Origin of the sequence: Serratia sp. H402Y (genome assembly GCF_051172415.1) — a bacterium.
In the GTDB taxonomy this organism is placed as follows: domain Bacteria; phylum Pseudomonadota; class Gammaproteobacteria; order Enterobacterales; family Enterobacteriaceae; genus Serratia; species Serratia ureilytica.
On sequence record NZ_JBPIYZ010000001.1, the window covers coordinates 1,166,776 to 1,188,330 of the forward strand.

17 protein-coding genes are annotated in these 21,555 nt (G+C 59.2%); 5 read left to right on the plus strand and 12 right to left on the minus strand.

Going from position 1 to position 21,555, the window contains the following annotated elements:
* Positions 1–46 precede the first annotated feature (46 nt).
* Complete coding sequence (hutU, locus tag ACSBQS_RS05975) at positions 47–1,741, plus strand: urocanate hydratase (RefSeq protein ID WP_047026273.1); 1,695 nt, start codon at positions 47–49, stop codon at positions 1,739–1,741.
* Positions 1,742–1,881: 140 nt separating this feature from the next.
* On the opposite strand, the gene ACSBQS_RS05980 is transcribed toward hutU, so the two are convergent.
* From ACSBQS_RS05980 to ACSBQS_RS06005, 6 genes are all read right to left on the minus strand, one after another.
* On the minus strand, positions 1,882–2,754 hold the full coding sequence (locus tag ACSBQS_RS05980) for a hypothetical protein (protein ID WP_047026272.1): 873 nt from the start codon (positions 2,752–2,754) through the stop codon (positions 1,882–1,884).
* Between the two features lie 44 nt (positions 2,755–2,798).
* On the minus strand, positions 2,799–3,551 hold the full coding sequence (locus ACSBQS_RS05985; RefSeq protein WP_232092575.1) for a fimbrial biogenesis chaperone: 753 nt from the start codon (positions 3,549–3,551) through the stop codon (positions 2,799–2,801).
* Positions 3,548–4,888, minus strand: a complete 1,341-nt coding sequence (locus tag ACSBQS_RS05990; RefSeq protein ID WP_197666359.1) for a fimbrial protein — start codon at positions 4,886–4,888, stop codon at positions 3,548–3,550. The genes ACSBQS_RS05985 and ACSBQS_RS05990 overlap by 4 nt, the downstream gene beginning before the upstream one ends.
* A 27-nt stretch (positions 4,889–4,915) precedes the next feature.
* Positions 4,916–7,447 (minus strand): fimbria/pilus outer membrane usher protein, encoded by a 2,532-nt coding sequence (locus ACSBQS_RS05995; protein ID WP_072627781.1) that lies wholly within the window; start codon positions 7,445–7,447, stop codon positions 4,916–4,918.
* Positions 7,448–7,467: 20 nt separating this feature from the next.
* On the minus strand, positions 7,468–8,190 hold the full coding sequence (locus ACSBQS_RS06000) for a fimbrial biogenesis chaperone (protein WP_033642746.1): 723 nt from the start codon (positions 8,188–8,190) through the stop codon (positions 7,468–7,470).
* An 89-nt stretch (positions 8,191–8,279) separates the two neighbouring features.
* Positions 8,280–8,813 (minus strand): fimbrial protein, encoded by a 534-nt coding sequence (locus ACSBQS_RS06005; RefSeq protein ID WP_042784243.1) that lies wholly within the window; start codon positions 8,811–8,813, stop codon positions 8,280–8,282.
* A 375-nt stretch (positions 8,814–9,188) separates the two neighbouring features.
* On the opposite strand from ACSBQS_RS06005, the gene ACSBQS_RS06010 reads away from it, so the two are divergent.
* Positions 9,189–9,872 carry a helix-turn-helix transcriptional regulator gene (locus ACSBQS_RS06010; protein ID WP_232093919.1) on the plus strand — a complete coding sequence of 228 codons (684 nt, stop codon included), beginning with the start codon at positions 9,189–9,191 and terminating at the stop codon, positions 9,870–9,872.
* Position 9,873: 1 nt separating this feature from the next.
* On the opposite strand, the gene ACSBQS_RS06015 is transcribed toward ACSBQS_RS06010, so the two are convergent.
* Entirely contained in the window at positions 9,874–10,374 is a 501-nt protein-coding gene (locus ACSBQS_RS06015; protein WP_033642749.1) for a winged helix-turn-helix transcriptional regulator, read from the minus strand.
* Between the two features lie 166 nt (positions 10,375–10,540).
* Between ACSBQS_RS06015 and ACSBQS_RS06020 the strand changes: the two genes are divergently transcribed.
* Positions 10,541–10,969, plus strand: a complete 429-nt coding sequence (locus ACSBQS_RS06020) for a tautomerase family protein (protein WP_342164934.1) — start codon at positions 10,541–10,543, stop codon at positions 10,967–10,969.
* Positions 10,970–11,023: 54 nt separating this feature from the next.
* Here ACSBQS_RS06020 and ACSBQS_RS06025 read toward each other — a convergent pair whose 3' ends face one another.
* The 4 genes from ACSBQS_RS06025 to ychF form a co-directional block, all read right to left on the minus strand.
* The gene (locus ACSBQS_RS06025; RefSeq protein ID WP_103682115.1) at positions 11,024–14,350 is read right to left on the minus strand and encodes an efflux RND transporter permease subunit; all 3,327 of its coding nucleotides are present in this window, start codon (positions 14,348–14,350) and stop codon (positions 11,024–11,026) included.
* A 10-nt stretch (positions 14,351–14,360) separates the two neighbouring features.
* Positions 14,361–15,527, minus strand: a complete 1,167-nt coding sequence (locus ACSBQS_RS06030) for an efflux RND transporter periplasmic adaptor subunit (RefSeq protein WP_232094503.1) — start codon at positions 15,525–15,527, stop codon at positions 14,361–14,363.
* Between the two features lie 917 nt (positions 15,528–16,444).
* Positions 16,445–17,029 carry a TetR/AcrR family transcriptional regulator gene (locus tag ACSBQS_RS06035; protein WP_033642752.1) on the minus strand — a complete coding sequence of 195 codons (585 nt, stop codon included), beginning with the start codon at positions 17,027–17,029 and terminating at the stop codon, positions 16,445–16,447.
* A 298-nt stretch (positions 17,030–17,327) separates the two neighbouring features.
* Positions 17,328–18,419: a redox-regulated ATPase YchF gene (gene ychF, locus ACSBQS_RS06040; RefSeq protein WP_025302489.1), complete on the minus strand. Its 1,092-nt coding sequence runs from the start codon at positions 18,417–18,419 to the stop codon at positions 17,328–17,330.
* A 334-nt stretch (positions 18,420–18,753) separates the two neighbouring features.
* Between ychF and ACSBQS_RS06045 the strand changes: the two genes are divergently transcribed.
* Positions 18,754–20,283, plus strand: a complete 1,530-nt coding sequence (locus tag ACSBQS_RS06045) for a SulP family inorganic anion transporter (RefSeq protein ID WP_434989969.1) — start codon at positions 18,754–18,756, stop codon at positions 20,281–20,283.
* A 37-nt stretch (positions 20,284–20,320) separates the two neighbouring features.
* Here ACSBQS_RS06045 and pth read toward each other — a convergent pair whose 3' ends face one another.
* Positions 20,321–20,911, minus strand: a complete 591-nt coding sequence (pth, locus tag ACSBQS_RS06050; RefSeq protein ID WP_028128042.1) for an aminoacyl-tRNA hydrolase — start codon at positions 20,909–20,911, stop codon at positions 20,321–20,323.
* 301 nt (positions 20,912–21,212) lie between these two features.
* Between pth and ychH the strand changes: the two genes are divergently transcribed.
* Positions 21,213–21,491, plus strand: coding sequence for a stress-induced protein YchH (gene ychH / locus ACSBQS_RS06055; RefSeq protein WP_033642754.1), 279 nt, complete (start codon positions 21,213–21,215; stop codon positions 21,489–21,491).
* The last annotated feature ends 64 nt before the right edge of the window (positions 21,492–21,555 follow it).

Sequence of the window (21,555 nt, forward strand, 5' to 3'; positions counted from 1 at the left end):
CCAGGCTGGCGAACCATGATGTCTGTCATGTTGAAGGAGACAAACCATGACGAATACTCTCGATCCTCGTTTCGATTCCACCCGGACTATTTGTGCTCCCAGGGGCAACGAATTGACCTGCAAAAATTGGCTGACCGAGGCGGCCTATCGCATGATTCAAAATAATCTGGATCCCGACGTCGCCGAAAACCCGCAAGGGTTGGTTGTGTATGGCGGTATCGGTCGCGCTGCGCGCAATTGGCAATGTTACGATCAGATTTTGGCCTCACTTAAAGCGCTCAATGAAGACGAAACTCTGTTGGTTCAATCCGGAAAACCGGTTGGTGTATTCCGCACCCATACCGATGCTCCCCGAGTGTTAATCGCCAATTCTAATTTGGTTCCACAGTGGGCCAATTGGGAACACTTCAGCGAGCTTGATCGCAAGGGATTGTTCATGTACGGGCAGATGACTGCCGGTAGTTGGATCTACATCGGCAGTCAGGGCATTGTGCAGGGTACGTTTGAAACATTTGCCGAAGCAGGCCGCCAGCACTATGGCGGGGATCTGACCGGACGCTGGATCCTCACCGCCGGGCTGGGGGGGATGGGCGGGGCGCAGCCGTTAGCGGCGACATTGGCCGGCGCGGTTTCGTTGAATATAGAGTGTCAGCAGAGTAGCCTGGATTTTCGTTTGCGTACGCGCTATCTCGATAAACAGGCAAAAGATCTGGATGAAGCTATCGCCTTGATCAAGGAGCACACGGCGGCCGGACAGGCGGTTTCTATAGGCCTGCTGGGCAATGCCGCAGAGGTGTTGCCTGAACTGGTTAAACGCGCGCATGCAGGCGGTATCCGACCCGATCTGGTTACCGATCAGACGTCTGCGCACGACCTGATCCACGGTTATTTGCCGGTGGGATGGAGCGTGGCGCAGTGGAAAGCAGCGCAACGCGATCCGGGGCAGCATGCCAGGTTGGCTGACGCCGCAGCCGCTAGCTGCGCCATTCATGTGCAGGCAATGCTTGATTTCGTTGACATGGGTGTGCCGGCTGTTGATTACGGTAACAATATTCGCCAGGTCGCACGCGATATGGGCGTGGAAAATGCTTTCGATTTTCCTGGCTTCGTGCCGGCTTATATTCGCCCCCTGTTTTGCGAGGGCAAAGGGCCGTTTCGCTGGGTGGCGTTATCAGGCGATCCGGAAGATATCTACAAAACGGACGCCAAGGTTAAAGCGCTGTTTCCTGAAAACCAGCATATCCATCGTTGGCTGGATATGGCGCGTGAGCGCATTGCTTTCCAGGGATTGCCGGCGCGTATCTGTTGGTTGGGGTTGGGCGAGCGTCATCTGGCAGGCCTGGCTTTCAACGAGATGGTGCGTAGAGGGGAGCTTAGCGCGCCGGTTGTTATCGGCCGAGATCATCTGGATACTGGCTCCGTCGCCAGCCCCAATCGTGAAACCGAAAGCATGAAGGATGGAACCGATGCCGTTTCCGATTGGCCGTTGCTGAATGCATTGCTCAATACTGCGGGCGGCGCTACCTGGGTGAGTTTGCATCATGGTGGCGGTGTGGGGATGGGATATTCGCAGCATTCGGGAATGGTGATCGTGTGCGATGGCAGTGATGAGGCTGACCGGCGGCTTGCTCGGGTGTTGGTCAACGACTGCGGTTCCGGCGTGATGCGCCATGCCGATGCTGGCTATGAGCAAGCCGTTGCTGCCGCGAAAAGGTTTGGATTGAAACTGCCGATGCTTTGAGAATAAGAGCATATTGAGGCTTTATAGCGGTTCTTATCGGGTAGAACCGCTATTTCTCTATAGGATGATTTTTACACCGTATTGCCTGTCTTGTGAGTATTTCACCTCTGGGCATGTGACGATTTAGTCTTGGCGTCAACTTACGGTTTTGCTGTCTGGCCTTCTTGCCAGTTTTGCCAAACGTGTTCAAGCCCGAATTCGACCATCGCGAAATAGAGACTGAAATAACGCTCCGCCATGATGAAAAACGAACTGTTGAGTTCGATCACCACATTATTGGTGGTGGTCAGCAGGCCGGATTTTTCCGCCGCCTGCAGAATGCGGTTCACGTGAGCGCGAGAGACGGAACACGACTTGGCGATTTTCGCCGAGGAGAGCAGCAGAAAGGGGGAGTCCTGTCGGATGCTTTCGATAAACAGCATCAACAACACCATGTGGCCGGCGTCTTTGCTGATAAACAGCCCGGACTGTTGCACCAGGTCGATCAGGTAGATCTCCTTGAGCATCAGTTGCCCGTAGGCGGCGAAAAAGGTGGGCAGAAAGTCGGGCGCCGCCAGCAGCGCCGCGATGGGCATCTGTGGCGCCAGCGCCTGATAAGGCCGCGCCATTGAGGCGATCAGCGCCTGGGTTTCCGCCAGCGCGTGCGGCGTAGGCTTATAGCGCAACTGGCGTTTGTCATGCTCGCAGGGTTTGACCTCCAGCCGGCGCCCGACCCGTAAAAAGAACAGAAAGGAATCCAGGGAGTTCTCGCTGATCATATTCTTCCCTTTGAAAAAGGCTTTGATGTCTTTCAGCGCGGCGGCGGGCTGGTGGTAATAAATGGACAGGATGGTGGAGCAGATGATGAACCGGCTGTTCCTGAAAATGATTTTGTAAAACAGCGGATGCTTCTTGTAGGTCTCCCTCAATAATTCCCCGTGTTTGACGATGGCGGTGTGAAACGCCGCTGATTGCCTGATGTTGTTGGCCTGTTTCTCCAGATGAAACTGTAGCTGGAATCTGCTTAGACTCATTTTCCCTATTTCCTGTACTTAAAAAAATGCGCTGCTTTTTATCGTTATGGGTTTGCTGTGTATGGCTTGACGATCTGCTGGCCCTGGTCGTTGATGAGGGTGGCCTGAACGGTGACCCGAGAGGGGAGCGCGGATGCCGAAACGCCGTCGAGGTGATAATCCCGCGAGCTGAATGGCGCGGTCATCATGTCGCTTTCTTGCCGCACCGGGTAATCGCGCCTGTCGGCGTGCACGGCGATGCGCGCGAACGAGAGATAAAACGCCGATCGGTTTTGACAGCGCAGCAGATAACCGTCCGGCGATTTTTGCAGCGTGAATGAGACGGCCTCGGCCGCGTTTTCGGCTTTTCCCTTCAGCGCCCTGGGCCGGTAGAAGATTTTCATCTGGGTGTTCATCGCCAGCGTCACGCGCGACGCCAGCGGCGGCGTGGTCGGCCGGGTGGGCGGGATCTCATACAGGTTAAGCCAGAACACCGACTCTTTGTCGGCGGGCAGGTTCGCGCCGGCAAACAGGATCCGCAGCCCTTTCAGCGCCGAAGGCTGCAGCGCGAATACGCTGGGCAGGGCGACAAACGGCGCGCGAGACAGTTCGGGGGCGGCGTTGACGTCACCGTTATCGACCCAGGTTTGCGCCACGATCGGGTAGCCGTTGGTGTTGAGCAGCATCAGGGTTTTTTCCGTCTCGCCCTCGTGAAAGATCACCCGCGTGGCGGAGGCGATGATGCCCGCCTGCGCGCCGATGGAGGTCAGCGCCAGCAGCAGGGCGCATCCCATAATCAGGTATTTCTTTCTCATCATTGCACCTTAACCCAGACGTAGGCCCTGGCATCCACCTTGCCGGCGGTGACGGTCTGGCCAGGCAGCCGGGCGAGCGTGGCGGTGAGCTGGGTGGTGTAGTGGGTAAACCCCGCTGCGGTGCTGCCGCCGCCGCTGGCGCCGTTGAGCACCGGATACCAGCCGGCGTCGCTACCCTGCGGGCATTGCCCGGCGCTGCAGCGCGCCCAGCCGACGAAGTTCATCGGCGCGCCGTTGCCGGCGTTGGCGAGCGCGATGCCCACCCCGGTGGCGACGCTGCTGTCGGTGCCGTAGCCGCTGGAGAGCAGGTAACTTACGCCGCCGTTGGCGCTGACCAACCCGAGCCGCTGCGCCGCGACATAGCTTTCATACGGCACCTGCAGGCCGAGGGCGGTATTGTTGCTGCTGACGCCGGACACGGCGGCGTTGTCGCATTCGATATTGAGGGTGAACTGCGCCTGCGAGGTTTGCCCGGCGGTCAGTTGGCTGACGGAGAGGGTCGGCAGGATCACCAGCGGCGTGACGTTGCGCGCCACGCAGGTGGCGGTATAGGTCAGCGAAGAGATCGGTGCGGTGCCCATGCCCATCGCGTTCCAGCGCCCGGTGCCCCAGGTGGCGTAGTTGGTGGCGGAGTCGCTGCCGATAGGATCCGAGGCGATGCCGGGCCCCTGAAAGGTGACATAGCCGTTCGGCTGCGTGCAGGTATAGTTCGAATTGCCGGTGGTCGACGCCATGCCCACCAGCGGGTTGCCGGCGCTGTAGCCGCAGTAGTTGCTGGCGCCCGCGCCCGGCAGCGAGCTGATGCGGATCAGATCGGCGCGGATGGCGCTGAAGTCTTTCACCCGGATCTGGATTTTGTTGCCGACGGTGGCGTAGCGGGTAATCGGCGCCGACTGCCAGTAACGGGTAAAAACCTTGCCGGAATCCAGATGGGTCAAACGAATGCCGACGTAAGGGAAGTAGGTGGCGTAGTAGTTGGGGTTGCCGTCCTGGGCCCCAAGATCGTAATAGCCGCCGACGCGATCGTCGCCGTTGGTGGCGAAGACTTCATAAATTTGCCCAACATCGCCGGCATCGCATTCATACAGCACCTTGTTTGGGTCGGGATAGCGGGTGCCGGAGGTCAGATCGAACACGCTGGTGCCCAGCGGCGTGCCGACGGGCTGCAGATAGGTGCTGGTCAGGTTGACCCGACCCAGCGCCGTGCCCACCCCGCAAGGATCGCAGCCAGAGTCGATCCAGGGGGCGACGCGCGTGCATTGCGCCAGCGCCGCGGGCGCGCCGAACAGCGACAGGGCGAACAGCGCCGGGGCGGCGACCAGATAAGAAATGCGTTTCATCGTCTCTCCTGAGATAAGTTAAACGGGTTAGCGGCACGGGGCGCTGAGCCGCTGAATCGGGCTGTCTTCCGCGGCGGGCAGGCGATAGTGCAGCGTGCACTGTTGGCCGGGCGCGTCGCCCCAGTTCAGCGTCAGCGTGCCGGCATTCCGGTCGCTGCGCAGATACACCTGATTGGCCTGGCCAACCATGCCTACGCTGTTGCCCGCGTTGTCCAACACGTTGGCGCCCATCGGGATCGGCGCGTTGTCGGGACGCTGTGCGGTAATCAGCAGCGCCTGGCCGCGCACGGTGTTGAAGCGCAGGCGCACCGTGGCGCCGGCGTACGGGGCGACGCGTTGCTGGCCGTCCTCCAGTTCCGCTTTATCATTCATGCCCTCGGGGTTCAGCGCGACGGTGTTGTAGTGATAGGGCACCAGCGCCGGCGCCAGCGCATAGCCGAAGCGATCGACGCGCGCGCCTTGGCCGCCCATCACCTGCGCGCCGTTGGCGCCGGGCGCCTCTATCAGGGCGAAGGTATCACCGACATACGGCCCTAATGTCACGCCGCCGCGGTGCGCCACCACCGCGCCCTGCAGCGACAGTGAGCCTTGTCGATACTGGCGCGCGGTGGAGAACGAGCCGGTGACGTTGGCGTAAGGCAGGCGGGTTTGCAGGTTGCCGCCCCAGATGCTTTGTTGGCGATCGTCGTCGGTGGTGAAGTTCAGGCCGTAGCTGACCGGCTGTTCGTCGCCGACGCTGCCCGACAGCGCAGCCTGATAGTTGCCGCCCTGACCCTGGCTGTGGTTGGCCAGCAGCGAGACGCTGGGGGCGGATGACGAACGCCCGAGCGGGAAGCTGAGCGACAGGGCAGTGACGGTTTGCGTGTTCTGCGCCAGCGGCGCGCTGTAGACGTTATCCAACGGCCCGTAGCCGCGATAGTCGCCGTTGCTGTAGCCCAGACTGCGGGTGCGGGTGACGGAGAGGTTAAGCGCCACGCCGTTGCCGAAGGTTTTCCCCCAGCCCAGCTGGAGCTGATTGTCGCGGCCGCGCTGATCGCGGTAGTCCTGGGTCGAGCCGGACATCGTCAAGCTGCCGAACGCGCCCATGCCCTGATTGACGGCCACCTCGAAACGCGAACGCTGGCGGTAGGAATCGGACTGCCAGCGTTGGCCGGTGACGGCGGCGCGCCGCACGCCGAGCACGTCGCTGAGATCGCGGAAGCCTTCGGTGGAGTAACGGTAGCCGGCGATGGATAAGGTGGTGTCCGTCGGGCTGAAGGTTCGGCTGTAAGAGAGATGCAGCATCCAGCCTGAGGCGCCGCCGTCCGGCAGGCTGGCGTGGGAATAGGTGGTGTCCATGCCGAAGGCGCCCAGTTCGCTGCTGTACACGCCGCCCAGCATCATCGCCTGATAGCCGTCCGCCAGCTGGTTGCCGACGTTGAAGGTCAGGGCGTTGGTCAGGCCGTGTTGCCAGGTCAGTTCGCTGAACAGATCGTTATCGCCGACGTAGCGGGAACGGCCGACGATGGCGGAGTAGCGCGACTGGCCGGGGCGGATGGATTCCGGCACCGCGGCGAACGGCACGGTGAAGGTGCTGACGCTGCCGTCGGCCTCGGTCACCACCACGGTCAGATCGCCGGCGTAGTTGGTGGCGTACAGATCGTTGATGGCGAACGGCCCCGGCGCCACGGTGGTTTCGTACAGCGTGCTTTTACCCTGCAGCACCGTCACGCGCGCGTTGCTTTTCGCCACGCCGCGCACCACCGGCGCATAGCCGCGCTGTGAATCCGGCAGCATGCGATCGTCCGAGCTGAGCTGAATGCCGCGAAAGCCCAGGCCGGAAAAGAAGTGCCCGTCGGTAAAGCCTTCGCCCAGCAGCATTTCACTGCGCCAGGGCAAGATCGCGCGCTGCACGTAGCGGCGGCTGGTGTCCAGGTGGCCGCCGAACTCCCGATCGTAGCGGTAGCTGGATTGCTGGCGGTAGCGCCAGAGCCCGAGGTTGAACCCGCCGTTCAGGTTGGCGTAGGTCGAGTCGAGGTCGCGGGTTTGCCCCTGTCGGTAGCTGACGTGGTACTGGTTGAGGTTGTAATTGACGAAGACCATCGATTCGCCGCCGTCCAGGCTGGCGGGATTGACGCTGCCGCGCGGCTGGCCGTTCAACAGCGCCTGCGGAATGCTCAGATCCAGGCGCAGCCGCGAGATATCGGCGTTCACCGTGATGTCCTTCAGATCCCGGCCGGGCAGCAGGCATGCCGTTTCGGCCGACGGCGGATTTTTCAGCCCGAAGCGCGTCAGCTGCGCGCGATCGAAACAGGGCAGTACCTGCTTGCCATCGCGCACGAAACGAATTTGATCGCGCTCGAGAAACTGGCCGTTGAGGTACAGATCGATCTGATAGCTGCCGGGGGCGACGGCGTCCTGTTGGTTGAATTGACTCAGGGCGCTGTTGCTCAGCACGCTGCCGCGCAGCAGCGCGGGATCGAAGGTGTAGCCATCGGCGGCGGCGCAGCCCAGCGGCAGCGCCAGCAGCGCGCAACACCAGCGTGCGGGAAGCGGCGTCGCCTTGCGAGCATCGAACATGAAAACCTCCCTGTCTGGTTTCAGCGCGCGACGTTCAGGGTGCGTGTGATTTCCACCCCATAGTCATTGATGACGCGCAGCGCGATCTGCCGCACCTCACCGTTCACCGGCCAGCTGGCCTGCGAAAACGGCGGGATCAGGTCCGCCTGCGGGATCGCGGTGCGTTTTGCGCCGCTGAGTATCGCGGCCTGGCTGACGTTGGCGTAGTAGCCGGTCGGGTTGTCGACGCGCAGCGCGTTGCCGACCTGGCGCAGGCTGAGCTTATCGATGACGTGATTGGCGTCGCCGGCCAGCCCGGCCGGGCGATAGAACACTTTCAGGCGATTGGTGACCACCAGCAGCAGTTTGTTCTTGTCGCTGTCCGTCTGACGCACGGCGGGCACCTGCAGGAAGTTGAGGTAGAACAGCGATTCGCGATCGCGCGGCAGCGGCTGGCCGACGAACGACAGCCGCACCATCTGCCCGCTGTGCGGATTCATGCGGAAGATTTGTGGCGAGGCGACAAAAGGCGCGTCGGCGTTTTCCGGCGTGGACTTGGGGTTATTGATATCGAGCCAGATCTGCATCAGCGCCGGGGCGCCGTCGTCATTGGTGAATTGCAGCGTTTTTTCCCGCGCCTCGGCGGGGTAGATCACGCGATTGCCGAGCAGCGTGACGCTGGCCGACGCGTAGCTGGCGGCAAAACTCATCAGGCAAAACGATAGGGCGGCCCAACGGCGGGCGTAACGGGTTATCTGCTGCATAAACGTGAACCGATAAAGGGAGCGAGTCATTCAGCGCCGTCCGCTAAGGAACGGCGCTGTCATCAACAGGTATGGCGCCTGACGCCGGCTTATCTGTAGGTAATGGCGAACTGGGCGGTGGCGATCACCGAACCGGCCGCTACGCCGGTATCTTCCGCGTAGTAGCGAGCCACCAGGTTCTGCGAGGTGGACGTGGCGTCTTTCGCCAGCGTCATCGCCGACGTGGTGACGGTAGAGCCGCTGGCGAATGACAACGGCGTAGTGGCGTCGCTGTCCAGCAGTTGAATGGAAACCTTGGCCGCATCGCCCGCGTTGCCCAGGTTGCCGTTAACTGTCGGGTTGTTGCCCGCCAGCACGGTTTTGATCGCCGTATCGCTGGTTGCCGCCGCACAGCCCGTGACGTTAACGGTAAAGGTGGTGTCGCCGGCGGTGGCGCCTTTGGTGGCGAGCTGGCTGGCGGCGACGGTCGGCAGCAGAACAACCGGGTTGGATTGGTTGCCGTTAATATTCACCGAACAGGTTTGCGTGCTGACTTCGCCTTTAAATTGCACCGTATTGGACGAGGCGGCCGCACAGGCGCCGGAGAGAGCCAGCATGGATAATGCGACTAATTTAACATTCATGTGAAATGCCCTTTAATTTACTTTAGAGAAAAGCTTTCCTGACAGTAATAATTTACTGACGTGCGGTTGTTGATTAATCATGTTGCGCAATTGTTTTTTAAACGCGTCGGCAAACATGGATTTTCATCCTAACAAACTAAGAATTTTCCCTATAGATATTTTGAATAAGGCAATAAGGCGATGGCTCCTGTTGTTACATTTGCTTTCATTTTCGCTTATATCATACAAAATAGAAAATAGATCTATATCATTGCGTTGCATTTTTATTGAATTGTCAGTTTTTGCGAATGAAATAATTTGAAACATTCATGCCTTTTTTGCGTATTAATCAAAGCGCTGGCTGTTGCGTGATTATTTGAAAAACATGTTATCAAGATGTTTTATATCGGTGTGCTTTGCAGGCGAATTACCCCAAAAAAGAGCAGCGACAAGCCGCCTGAGGTGTGGAAGCATACTTTTACGCTGATAAGGAGAATTAAAGTGAGAGTGATTTATATCGACGGTTCACCGCTGTGCCGTTTGGGGATGAAAACATTATTGGGAGAAGGAGTGATAACCTTATCCTCGCCTAATATTAATATTATTAAAAATATAAGCCCTGCGCCTGATTTAATTATCATGGATTTTCCCCATGAAATTTATCGGTTCGAAGCGTATTTGCGATTTATTCACGCCTCACGTGCTGAATATGAAGGCGTCCGGATACTGTTCTTCGTCGATAAGACTTCGCCGCTGATCCTGGCGTTTATCGCGGCGGCGCAGCCGGATGCGATTTTGCACAAACGGGAAGCGTTGCAGGTGGTGCGGGAGACCTGCGCGGCGCTGAGCCGCCGGGAAAAGGCGGGCGAACGGCGCGCGCTGAACAGGCATCAGGCGGCGGCGATCACGCCCGGTGAGGCGGCGGTGCTGTGTGAAACGGCCCGTACGGAAGATATCCGCCTGACCGCGCGGCGGCTGAATTTGCACCCGAAAACCGTTTATTCGCACCTCAACAATGCCGGCAAGAAGTTCGGCATCCGCAATCGGGTGGAATTGCTGAAGATGATTGCGCTGCTGTAGATCACAACGAACGGGCTTGGCCGACGGCCAGCCGCCATTGCGTCATTTCGTCGGCGCCCGGCCCGGCCGCCAGCGCCAGGTTTTGCGCCGGCAGCGATTCGCCGGTCACGGCATCCACCGCGCGCAGGGTGGCAGGGTGGCCGGTTACGCGGTCAACCACGCGCAGCGGCGGCCCGGGCAGCTCGGACAGATTCCATTTGTCGCCAATCTGAATCATCGCCATCACCAGCAGCCCGAGATCTTTTCCTTTCTCCGTCGGCAGATACTCATAACGAGCGGGGCGCGTTTGGTATTGCCGCTTTTCGATAAGGCCGTGGCTTTCCAGGGCCTTGAGCCGGTCGGCCAGCGTATTGTTGGTGATGCCGGTCGAGTGGCGCAGATCGTCATAGCGCGAGAGCCCCAGCAGCAGATCGCGCATGAGAATAGCGCCCCAGCGATCGCCCAATGCCGACAGCACGTGCGCCACCGAGCATGTCATGCCTTCAAACCCTTTTGCTTTCACGTTGCTTTACCTCCGCTTGCCGCCTGGTTGCCGAGAATGTTATCGCCTCGGCTTGATAACTTCAATAATTGGAGTTATTACTCTTATTATTGGAGTTTGTATTTAACAGCGGATGATGGCCTGAACGCCGGCCAGAAACCCGCGCCTTCACCGAGGAGAAAACGTTATGCCACTGTGGCAGATTTACCACCCTGAGCCGGCCTTCAGCGCCGCCGATAAACGCGCGATTGCGCAGAAGGTCACTGCCCTGTATCAGGACTTTTTGCCGCGCTTTTACGTCAACGTGTTCTTCCACGCGCTGCCGCCAGGTTCGGCCTATCTCGGCGGCGAACCGGCCGATGATTTCGTGCGGGTGACCATAGACCATATCGCGCGCGCCATGGACAACGACGCAGAGCAGCAGCAATTCCTGGCGGCCTGCACCCGCATCCTGCACCCCTACATCGCCGCCCGCGGGCTGCGCTGGGAATTGCACGTCGACGAAACGCCGTTCTCGCTGTGGACGATAGACGGATTGAAACCGCCGGCGCCCGGGACGGCGGCGGGGGAGAGGTGGCGCAAGAAGAACCGGCCTTCGGCGTGGGAGGGAAGTTGATGGGGGAGCGGCGGCGGCAAAACGCTATTCGCCACCGCGAACCGTTATCAGCGCTTAGCCTTTTCGCTTAAAGACCTTCTGCCGCAGCCAGTGTTTGATCTGGCCCCAATACTCTTTGCCCAGCAGGGCGATGGCAATGACAAACAAGGTTTCACCGACCACAACAAGCGTAGAGACAACGACAATCTTGTAGGGGATGTCGAGGAACGGAATGACAGGAAATGCCAGCCAATACAGCAGAACTACGATAAGCATGGCAAACCCGGCTTTCTTCCTCCCGCTCAGGTTCTTGCTGCGTGCCAGCAGGCTGGGCAACTTGCGCAGCCAGTTTTCAAGATCGTCAATCAGGGTATAAACGACAGGGATAACCAGCAGGCTCAGCACGGTGGAGGTGATCAATCCTCCGATGACGGCCACCGCCATCGGGCTGCGGAAGCTGGGGTCGGCACTGCCGAAACCCAGAGCCACGGGCAACATGCCCGCCCCCATCGCTAACGTCGTCATGATGACGGGGCGGGAACGTTTGTGGCAGGCATCAATCAGCGCCTCTGTCCGGCTCATGGGTTTATTCAGCACTTCGCCATTCGGGCCGTAATGGCCGCGCCGTGACTCGATCGCATAATCGACCAGCAGTATCGAGTTTTTGGTCGCAATCCCCATCAACATGATTAACCCGATCAGGGATGACATCGTGAACGACTGGCCCGCCAGCAGTAACCCAACGAATGCGCCGCCCAATGACAGCGGGAGCGCAGCCAGGATGGTGATCGGTTGGAAGAAGTCTTTGAACAGCAGAACCAGCACGACATAGATGGCCAGGATGCCGGCGACCATAGCCGTGCCGAAACCGGCAAACAGTTCCTTCATCATTTCGTCATCACCCTGCACAACCTGGTGCACGCCGACCGGCAGATTCTGGATTGACGGCAGCTTCGCCACCTGAGCGGCCAGATCCCCGAGTTGGGTGCCCGACAGTTCCACGTCAAGGGTCACGCTGCGTGTGCGATTGATGCGATTAATCTGCGCCGGCCCACTGCCTTGCTCAATATTGACGATCTGATTGAGCAGCACCGGGCCTCTGGCGCCGGGTACGGTCAAACGTTCAAGTAGCCCCATATCTTCACGGATGTCCTTTGACAGCTTGACGACGATCGGGATCTGGCGCTGCTCCACGTTGAATTTAGACAGAAACTGATCGTAGTCACCTACAGTTGCAATACGCAAAGTATCGGCAATCGCGACGCCCGAGACCCCCAGATCGGCCGCTTTGGCGAAATTGGGTTGCATGAGGATTTCGCTGCGCGCCAGCCCGGCACTGGAGGTAATGTTACCGAGGCCGGGGAGCTGCCGCAGGTCACTTAATACTGAATCGGCCGCCTTAGCCAGCAGCTGAGGATCATCACCGGCCAACACCAATTGGTATTTTTCACCTGAGCCGCCAAACCCCACTTTGCTGCGAACCCCCGGAAGTGCTGCCATTGCCGTGCGTATCTCGCCTTCGATGACCTGCTTCTTCGGGCGCGCTTGACGCGCATCCAACAACACCGTCAGCGTTGCCATGCGAACGTCGGTTTTCCCATCGGAAGCCATGACATCGCCGCCCGTTGCACCGCCACCGAGGGTGGTATAGATGTTACGGATATGCGGTATGGGCGCCAGGCGATGCCGAGCGAGTTCTGCCATGGCCTGGGTTTGTTCCAGCGTGCTCCCTGGCGGCAGCTCCAACGTCACCTGCGTCTGGGAGTTGTCATCTGCAGGGAAAAAGCCCTGGGGCAGCAGAGGGATAAGCATCAGAGAGCCAATAAAGAACCCGCCGGCCAGCGCCAGGGTGAGCCCGCGGTGCCGCAGCGTCCACCGGCAGGCGCGCAGGTAGATCGCCATCCAGAAAGGATCGCGCTGAGGGCGCGTATGCGGTTTCATCAGGTAGGCGGCCATCATCGGCGTCAGCAAGCGTGCCACAACCAGCGAGGCAAACACCGCCAGCGCCGCCGTCCATCCAAACTGCGTGAAGAATCTTCCGGCAACGCCGGACATGAAGGCCGTCGGCAGGAAAACGGCGATCAAGGCAAACGTCGTGGCGACGACGGCCAGGCCGATTTCCGATGCGGCATCCATCGCGGCCTGGTACGGCGGTTTACCCATGCCGATGTGGCGTTCGATGTTCTCCACTTCGACGATGGCGTCATCCACCAACAGGCCAATCACCAGCGACAGCGCCAGCAGCGTGACGATACTGAGCGAAAAGCCCATCATGTCCATACCGATGAAGGCCGGTAAAATCGACAGAGGCAACGCCGCCGCCGAGATCAACGTCGCCCGGATATCGCGCAGAAACATGAAGACCACCAGGATGGCGAGAATGGCGCCTTCATAGATCATGTGCATGGAAGCGTCGAACTCCTCCTGCACAGGCCGGACAAAGTCGAAGACCTGCGTGATGTGCAAATCAGGCCGCTCCGTGCGCAACTGCGCCAGAACTTTTTCAACCTTGTTGCCGACCTCGACTTCACCGGCGCCTTTGGCGCGCGTGATCTCAAAGCCAACTACCTTCTTGCCGTTGAGGAGCGCAAGTGCACTGCGTTCCGCAATGGTGTCTTTCAGCGTCGCCACGTCGTCCAGGCGAAAACGTTGCCCGCCGGGCAACGACAGTTCCACCGCGGCTAGTTCATCCACGTTCTTGACGCGGGCGACCAAACGCAGCGGCTGTTTTCCCCGCCCCAGATCGACTCGCCCGCCCGTCGCGTCCATCTGTACATCGCGCAACTGGCGGGAAACTTCGGCGGCGGTGGCGCCAATCGCCTCCAGTTTGACCGGATCGAGTTCGACTTGAACCTCGCGGTTCACGCCGCCCACACGGGTGACCGACCCTACGCCGGCGACGCCTCTCAGACGCCGCGACAGGGTATTGTCCACGAACCAGGACAGTTCATTCTCATCCATCTTGCTGGCGCTGATGGAAAAGGCCAGGATAGGTTTGCCCGTGATGTTGAGCTTGCGAACGATAGGATCACGTAAATCCGTCGGCAACTCGGTGCGAATGCTTTGCACGGCTGACCGGACTTCATCCACCGCTTCCTGAACGGGTTTTTCCAGACGAAACTCCGCTGAGATATCGACCAGCCCATCCTGGATCGTGGTGCGCAGGTTCTTCAACCCCTGTACCGAAGAGACGGTGTCCTCCAGCTTGCGCGCCACCTCCGTTTCGAGCTGGGGCGGCGCCGCGCCCGGAAGCGAAGCGGACACGGTGACCGTAGGCACATCCATGTCCGGGAAGCTCTGGATCTTCATCAATTTGAAAGAATAAAAGCCGGCAACGCTCAAGATGACAAAGAGCAAGATAGACGGAATGGGGTTGCGAATGGACCAGGTAGAGATATTCATGATGGGCCTCTTAGCGCGCTTCCGATGAGTGGGAAGCATCGGTGGTGTTGGCCAACTGGACTTTATCGCCCTCATTGAGGAATACGCCGCCGCTGGCGACGATGCGTTCCGCGCCTTGAAGACCGGACAGGATCTCCTGCTGGTCATTCACCAGACGGCCTATCGCGACTTTAAGCGGATGTGCACGCAGCTCGTCATCTACGGTGAACACCAGGTGAAAACCGTCGCGCGCCACGACGGCGGATTGCGGCACGGTCAGCCCTTGCCGATCGCCGACCGTAATCAGGCCGCTGGCATACGTGCCGGGCCGAATGGGAGAGGCGTTCTTCGCTGTCGATGGGAGGATGTCCACATAGGCAATCCCGCGGCGCGAGGTCGAATTGACCGTCGGTGCGGCCAGGCGCACGACGCCTTCCCAGGTGTTACCGCCAGGTGAGGCGATCTGCGCTTTTTGCCCCGGTTGGATTTGTTCCAGCTGCTGCGCTGACAATTCCGCTCGCCATTCAAATTTTCCCTGGCGGATCAGACGGAACATCTCGGTGCTTTGCATAGGAACTGAACCGATCGTGGCCGATCGCGCGGAGATGATGCCGTCATCGGGGGCGCGCAATATCGTCTGGTCCAGTCGCAACTGCTGGGCCGACATGCGTGCTTTCGCCGATTCCAGACGCGCCTGCGCCGTCTTTTCCTGGGTTAACAGTTTTTGGATATCCTGTTCACTCAGGCTGCCGACACCGCGCAGCAATCGCGCGCGTTTTCCATCCGCTTGCGCATTCAGAGTGACCGCTTTCGCTTCGTTGAGATCGGCTTTCGCCAGCAGCCAGTCATTCATCACGGAGTCGCGTGTAAATTCCGCCAGCGGTTGGCCCTGGCGCACCACATCCCCTTCCTGCACCAACAGTTTTTGCACGCGCAGCCCATTGGCTTCCGGGCTGATGATCGCCTCTTGCCAGGCCGCAACAGAGCCATTGGCCGTGACGGTGCGGGAAAGGGACTGTCTTGCCGGCGTTGTCAGGGTCACTGTCAGCGTCGGTTTATCTGCCGGTGGGGCAACCTTGTCCGCCGGCGTATCGCAGGCCGATAAGGCGGCGGCAATCGGCATCGCCAGCACGGCTGCATGCAGGCTCCGCAAAGACCAAAAGCGGGGACGCGTGTTTTTAGCTATCAGTTGTGTCATCGGGAGAACCCATAAGGTGAATGATTTGTCGAACCTGTCGCCAGCGGCGCGGCGATGTATTGCTCTGTATTGAATTTCAAACGAATACGGCGCTGTCCTGCAGCGGTTCAGCCTGGCGTTGAATCCTTGTTCGCTCTGACGCAGTGAACAGACGCCGTATCCACTTCCGCACTGTCGATCGCACGCGGCTATGATGCTCAGGCGGTTCAGCCTGCCAATCCGCCGCGCTTTCGCCGGGGTCGGTATCCACGCTCGATAGATCCAACGTCCAGGGAACAGAATGCTTGGTTGTGTGGCGGTTGATCCCGCTTCCATCGGCAGCGGTCTTGCCACGCTCGGCGACTTCCTTCTGAGCAGATTGAGACGCCCGGCGAGGGGGCGTTTGTATCGCCCGTTCGAAGGATTCAGGCAATGGCGCGCTTTGGGTAGAGAACGCGTGTTGTCGCCGGCAGGTACGCGATGCGTAATAGAGGGCCGCAGCCTCTGTCGCAACCAGTTTGCGGGCGTCATTCCATAACGCTTGAACGCACTCCAAATTTGCGCGCGCAACCGACGTTTGTGCTCCGCGCTCATTCTCCAAGTGACTGGGCTTGCCGGCCGGAGCGCGCAAGCGCCGGGCTCCGGATTCATTTCGGGCGGGGGGCCATGCATTCCACACAGACACGTGCGCCGAGCCAGGCAGGGAGGCCCGCCATTTTGTTGGAACATGCTGGGTCCCTGACAAACGGTCTGATGCAGGTGCGGTTGCGCAAGCGCAGAGGATCAAAGACACGCTGAGAATAAGAGAAACGAATATGAGTCGGCGGAGCCTTGGATAGGGCCGTGTTCGCAGCATTTTTAGTTTTGAAACGGGTGGCATGATTGTCGTGTCTTTTTAATGCGTGAGTACGCACTCATTATATAATTAAAAAAAGAAGCTAGATGGCTGTATGAGCGTCAGGAAGCTCAATGGCTCGCATCATGGCTTCATAACCTGCGCGTTTGTAAATATCCAGCAGGTGAGGTTTTTGAACGGCCATATCGATAACGCCATTGGCCATTACCGTGCAAATCATGCCCTGAAACTCGCTCGACTGCGGTAAATCCAGCCCCTGGACCAACGGAATACCCAGTTGGGAAATATCACCGAACCGTACGCTTCTTTCCCTCTGTGCGCTGGATAACTTGCCGGAGACCATCAATTTGTTTCCTGTCGCATACGCGGCGGGATTGGCGAGCGCCCAGTCAATGTAGGCATCCCAGGCGGCCTGCATGTTATCTTTACCAGGCGAAACGTCCTGCAAGCTTTGCGTCAGCAGGCACTCCATTTCATCAAGCAGGTAATCGCAGACTGCGCTCAGCAGTACGTCCTTATTTTCAAAGTAGCGGAACAGCGTACCCTCCGAGACGCCAGCCTTCCTGGCGATGGCCGATGTGGGCGCCGCTAATCCTTGTTCGGCAAAAATGTCGGTGGCGGCCTGCAAGAGCGCCTGCTGCTTTTCTTCACTGCGGGGACGGGCCACTTTGAGGCTCCTTTAATAAGTGAGTAAACACTCATTATAAGACTGCAACGGAAGATGACAAGCTTTTTCCTGTAGGACAAAGTATCAACACGAGAGCCATTTTTCGTGCAGCGATGCGGATAATGCCGTCATGAAGGGCGCAATAAAACGTACGGCGAAGATCGTTCAGTGGGAAAGAACCGGGAGGGTGAGACGGCGTCCTGGTTGCCAAAACGCAGGCCCTGGAGACAAAAAAATCCACGCCGAAGCGTGGATTTTTCCGTTTCCGGCAGCGGAGAAAAGCGCTGCGGAGAGAGGCTTAGACGTTGAACAAGAAGTTCATTACGTCGCCGTCTTTGACGATGTAGTCTTTACCTTCGGAGCGCATTTTGCCGGCTTCTTTGGCGCCTTGCTCACCTTTGTAGGTGATGAAGTCGTCATAGGAGATGGTTTGGGCGCGGATAAAGCCTTTCTCGAAGTCGGTGTGGATCTTGCCGGCCGCCTGCGGGGCGGTGGCGCCCACCGGGATGGTCCAGGCGCGCACTTCTTTCACGCCGGCGGTGAAGTAGGTTTGCAGGTTCAGCAGTTCATAACCGGCGCGGATCACGCGGTTCAGGCCCGGCTCTTCCAGGCCCAGTTCGGCCATGAACTCGTCACGCTCTTCGTCTTCCAGCTCGGCGATGTCGGATTCCACGGCGGCGCACACGGCGACCACCACGGAGCCTTCGGCGTCGGCGATTTTACGCACGGTGTCCAGGTACGGGTTGTTCTCGAAGCCGTCTTCGTTGACGTTGGCGATGTACATGGTCGGCTTCAGCGTCAGGAAGCTCAGGTATTTGATCGCCGCCTTGTCTTCATCGGTCAGATCCAGCGCGCGCAGCATGCCGGCGTTTTCCAGGTGCGGCAGGCATTTCTCCAGCGCCGCCAGCTCGGCTTTAGCGTCTTTGTCGCCGCCTTTGGCTTTCTTCTGCACGCGGTGGATGGCGCGCTCGCAGGTGTCCAGGTCGGACAGCGCCAGCTCGGTGTTGATCACGTCGATGTCTTCGGCCGGATCGACCTTGTTGTTGACGTGGATGATGTTGTCGTTTTCGAAGCAGCGCACTACGTGGCCGATGGCTTCGGTTTCGCGGATGTTGGTCAGGAACTGGTTGCCCAGGCCTTCACCTTTGGACGCGCCTTTCACCAGGCCGGCGATGTCGACGAATTCCATGGTGGTCGGCAGAATGCGCTGCGGCTTGACGATCTCGGCCAGCTTATCCAGACGCGGATCGGGCATCGGCACCACACCGGTGTTCGGTTCAATGGTGCAGAACGGGAAGTTGGCTGCTTCAATGCCCGCTTTGGTCAACGCGTTGAACAGGGTGGATTTGCCTACGTTAGGCAGGCCGACGATACCGCATTTGAATCCCATGTTGTAATCACCTTAAATATCTTAACTATCAGCTGGTTAGGTTTAACCGACTGCATAAATGGCAAAATAATGCCGCCATTATACACGTAATGGGCGTTTATCTCGATCAGACTTGCTTGGCGGGGGCGAGTGCCGTACGGGCGACCGGTTTTTGATTGAGATTTGGATCACATTTACCCATACTGGCCGTTCCGATTAACCGACAGGAAACGCGCCGGATGTATTTCTTGCCTACGCCACCCTGAGCTATGCCCGCCTGCAGTCTGCCGCGCCTTGCGGTACCCCATACCCGCTACGCGGGGAGATGATGTCATCTGTCATAAGTGAATAATGCATGTTTAACCTGAGTAACGTCAGGATCGCGGACGTTAAAAATGAAGTCCTGGCGGGCTTTGTGGTGGCGGTTTCGATGATCCCCGAGGCGGTCGGCTTTTCGCTGGTCGCCGGTCTTTCGCCGATCGTCGGTTTGCATACCGCGTTTATTATCGGCCTGGTCACGGCGCTGTTCGGCGGCAAGCCGGGCATGGTTTCCGGCGCCGCCGGCTCCATTGTGGTGGTGCTGATGAGCCTGGCGGCGCAGTACGGTATGGGTTACGTGCTGTGGGCCACGCTGTTTGCCGGGGGGATCCAAATCCTGATCGGCGCCTTCCGGCTGGGCAAGTTCATTCGTCTGGTGCCGCTGCCGGCGATCCACGGCTTCGTCAACGGCCTGGCGATCGTCATCATGCTGGCGCAGCTGAAGATGATCGCCGGGCAGGGGCCGCTGATGTACGGCCTGGTAGCGCTGGCGATTGCGGTGGTGGTGCTGTTCCCGCGCCTGACCAAAGCCATTCCGTCTTCGCTGGCGGCGCTGCTGGTGGTCTCGGCATTGGCGATCGGCCTCAACCTGCACACGCTGCGGGTGGGCAATCTGGCGGACATTTCCGGCGCGCTGCCGCACTTCAGTTTGCCGACGGCGCCGTTTACCCTGGAGATGGTGCGGGTGGTGTTGCCCTATGCGGTGGTGATTGCATTGGTCGGTTTGATCGAATCGCTGTTGACCATGACGGTGCTGGATGAAATGGGCGGCAAGAAGGGGAACGGTAACCGCGAAAGCATCGCGCAGGGCGCCGGTAACGCGGTGTGCGGCCTGTTCGGCTGTTTCGCCGGCTGCGCGATGATCGGCCAGTCGATCATCAACTTTACCTCGGGTGGGCGCGGGCGCATCTCCGGCACGGTGGGCGCCATCCTGCTGATTTTGTTCGTGGTCAGCCTGTCGCGCTATATCGGCCTGCTGCCGGTGGCGGCGCTGGCCGGGGTCATGCTGGTGGTGTGTTACAACACCTTCGAATGGAGTTCGCTGCGCCGTTTGCGCCGTATGCCGAAGGCAGACGCGCTGGTGATGGTCGCCGTCACGTTGATCACCATCTTTACCGATCTGGCGGTGGCGGTGATCAGCGGGGTGATTATCTCGGCGCTGGTGTTCGCCTGGCAGCAGGCGCGCATCCGCGTGCGCCAGCGTCAGGTGACGGGCGACGTGGCGGTGTATCAGCTCGATGGCCCGCTGTTCTTCGGCTCTGCCGCGGCTTTCGCCGAGCTGTTCGAGCCGCAAAGCGATCCGCAGAACGTGGTGCTGGATTTTGCCGGCACCCGGGTGATGGATTCCAGCGGCGTAGAGGCGATCGATAAGCTGACGGCGCGTTACCTGGCGGCGGGGAAAAGCATTCGGCTGCGCCACCTGAGCGGTGACTGCGTGCGCCTGCTCAAGCGCGCCGGGCCGTTTTGCAGCCATGAGCTGGACGATCCGCAGTATTACGTGGCGGAAGAGGGGGTCGCCGCCGATGACCGCCGCGTGAGCGAGGAGACCTTCCACCCGCGTGGCTAAAAGCCGGCAGCGGGCAGGGCGCCCGCTGCGGCAAGGTTCAGGCTTGCGCCTTGAAGCTGTGCAGGCGCTGAACGGTTTTTTCCAGCCCGTCCTTCATCAGCATCTCGGTGCAGCGCAGCGATTCGTCGATCGCTTCGTCGATCATCTTCTGCTCGCCGGCCGGCGGCTTGCCGAGCACGAAGCCCACCACCTTGTTCTTGTCGCCCGGATGGCCGATGCCGATGCGCAGGCGATAGAAGTTCGGGTTGTTGCCGAACTTGTTTTGGATGTCTTTCAGGCCGTTGTGGCCGCCGTTGCCGCCGCCGAGCTTGATTTTGGCTACGCCGGGCGGCAGATCCAGCTCGTCGTGCGCCACCAGGATCTCGTTGGGTTCGATGCGATAGAAGTTGGCCATCGCCAGCACCGCTTTGCCGCTCAGGTTCATGAAGGTGGTCGGCACCAGCAGGCGCACGTCGTTGCCCGCCAGGTTCAAACGGGCGGTATAACCGAAGAACTTGCTCTCTTCTTTCAGCTGCTGATTGTGGCGCTGGGCCAGCAGATCGACGTACCAGGCACCGGCGTTGTGGCGCGTCTGGGCGTATTCCGCGCCCGGGTTAGCCAGGCCGACTATCAATTTAATACTGCTCACTGAGTGATTCGCTATGATCAGGGTAATGGAAAGGGACTTAGTCTACCTGTCGGGGCGGCGAATGACAAAATCCGATCTCCGCCGTCGTCGCAGGTAACAAAGACGAATGATTCATTAGCTGAATAATTCAATTTGTCCGCTAATTTTCAGCCGTGTGTTAAGAAGTGTCAATAATTCTTTACCATTTGTGATCGCCTCCGCAATCCCCTTGCCGCAGCAAGGGCTATACTTAACTTATCAAAGTGGGTTAACAAGTTGCAGCGTTATCCCGGTTGGCACATGGCAATCATGGAGGTGGCATATGAAACGTAGAAACGCGGACAGAATGGGCAACTTTTTTATGGGGCTGGGCCTGGTCGTGATGATCGGCGGCGTCGGATACTCCATTCTTGCTGAAGTATCGCAGTTCAATTTACCGCAATTTTTCGCCCACGGCGCCATCATGAGCATCTTCGTCGGCGCGTTGTTGTGGCTGGTGGGCGCGCGTATCGGCGGCCGCGAGCAGGTGGCGGATCGCTACTGGTGGGTAAAACACTTTGATAAACGGTGCCGCAACGATCAACATCGTTCGTCGCATTGATTAAAAAAGCAGAAGGGAAGCAAGAGCAGGGCAAGGGAACATCTGCCGTGCATTAAGGTTTGAG

Excerpts from the sequence above, each read along its gene's own strand:
- hutU (WP_047026273.1), top strand. The coding sequence starts at position 47 with ATGACGAATACTCTCGATCCTCGTTTCGATTCCACCCGGACTATTTGT.
- ACSBQS_RS05980 (WP_047026272.1), bottom strand. The coding sequence starts at position 2,754 with ATGAGTCTAAGCAGATTCCAGCTACAGTTTCATCTGGAGAAACAGGCC.
- ACSBQS_RS05985 (WP_232092575.1), bottom strand. The coding sequence starts at position 3,551 with ATGATGAGAAAGAAATACCTGATTATGGGATGCGCCCTGCTGCTGGCG.
- ACSBQS_RS05990 (WP_197666359.1), bottom strand. The coding sequence starts at position 4,888 with ATGAAACGCATTTCTTATCTGGTCGCCGCCCCGGCGCTGTTCGCCCTG.
- ACSBQS_RS05995 (WP_072627781.1), bottom strand. The coding sequence starts at position 7,447 with ATGTTCGATGCTCGCAAGGCGACGCCGCTTCCCGCACGCTGGTGTTGC.
- ACSBQS_RS06000 (WP_033642746.1), bottom strand. The coding sequence starts at position 8,190 with ATGCAGCAGATAACCCGTTACGCCCGCCGTTGGGCCGCCCTATCGTTT.
- ACSBQS_RS06005 (WP_042784243.1), bottom strand. The coding sequence starts at position 8,813 with ATGAATGTTAAATTAGTCGCATTATCCATGCTGGCTCTCTCCGGCGCC.
- ACSBQS_RS06010 (WP_232093919.1), top strand. The coding sequence starts at position 9,189 with ATGTTTTATATCGGTGTGCTTTGCAGGCGAATTACCCCAAAAAAGAGC.
- ACSBQS_RS06020 (WP_342164934.1), top strand. The coding sequence starts at position 10,541 with ATGCCACTGTGGCAGATTTACCACCCTGAGCCGGCCTTCAGCGCCGCC.
- ACSBQS_RS06025 (WP_103682115.1), bottom strand. The coding sequence starts at position 14,350 with ATGAATATCTCTACCTGGTCCATTCGCAACCCCATTCCGTCTATCTTG.
- ACSBQS_RS06030 (WP_232094503.1), bottom strand. The coding sequence starts at position 15,527 with ATGACACAACTGATAGCTAAAAACACGCGTCCCCGCTTTTGGTCTTTG.
- ychF (WP_025302489.1), bottom strand. The coding sequence starts at position 18,419 with ATGGGATTCAAATGCGGTATCGTCGGCCTGCCTAACGTAGGCAAATCC.
- ACSBQS_RS06045 (WP_434989969.1), top strand. The coding sequence starts at position 18,754 with ATGTTTAACCTGAGTAACGTCAGGATCGCGGACGTTAAAAATGAAGTC.
- ychH (WP_033642754.1), top strand. The coding sequence starts at position 21,213 with ATGAAACGTAGAAACGCGGACAGAATGGGCAACTTTTTTATGGGGCTG.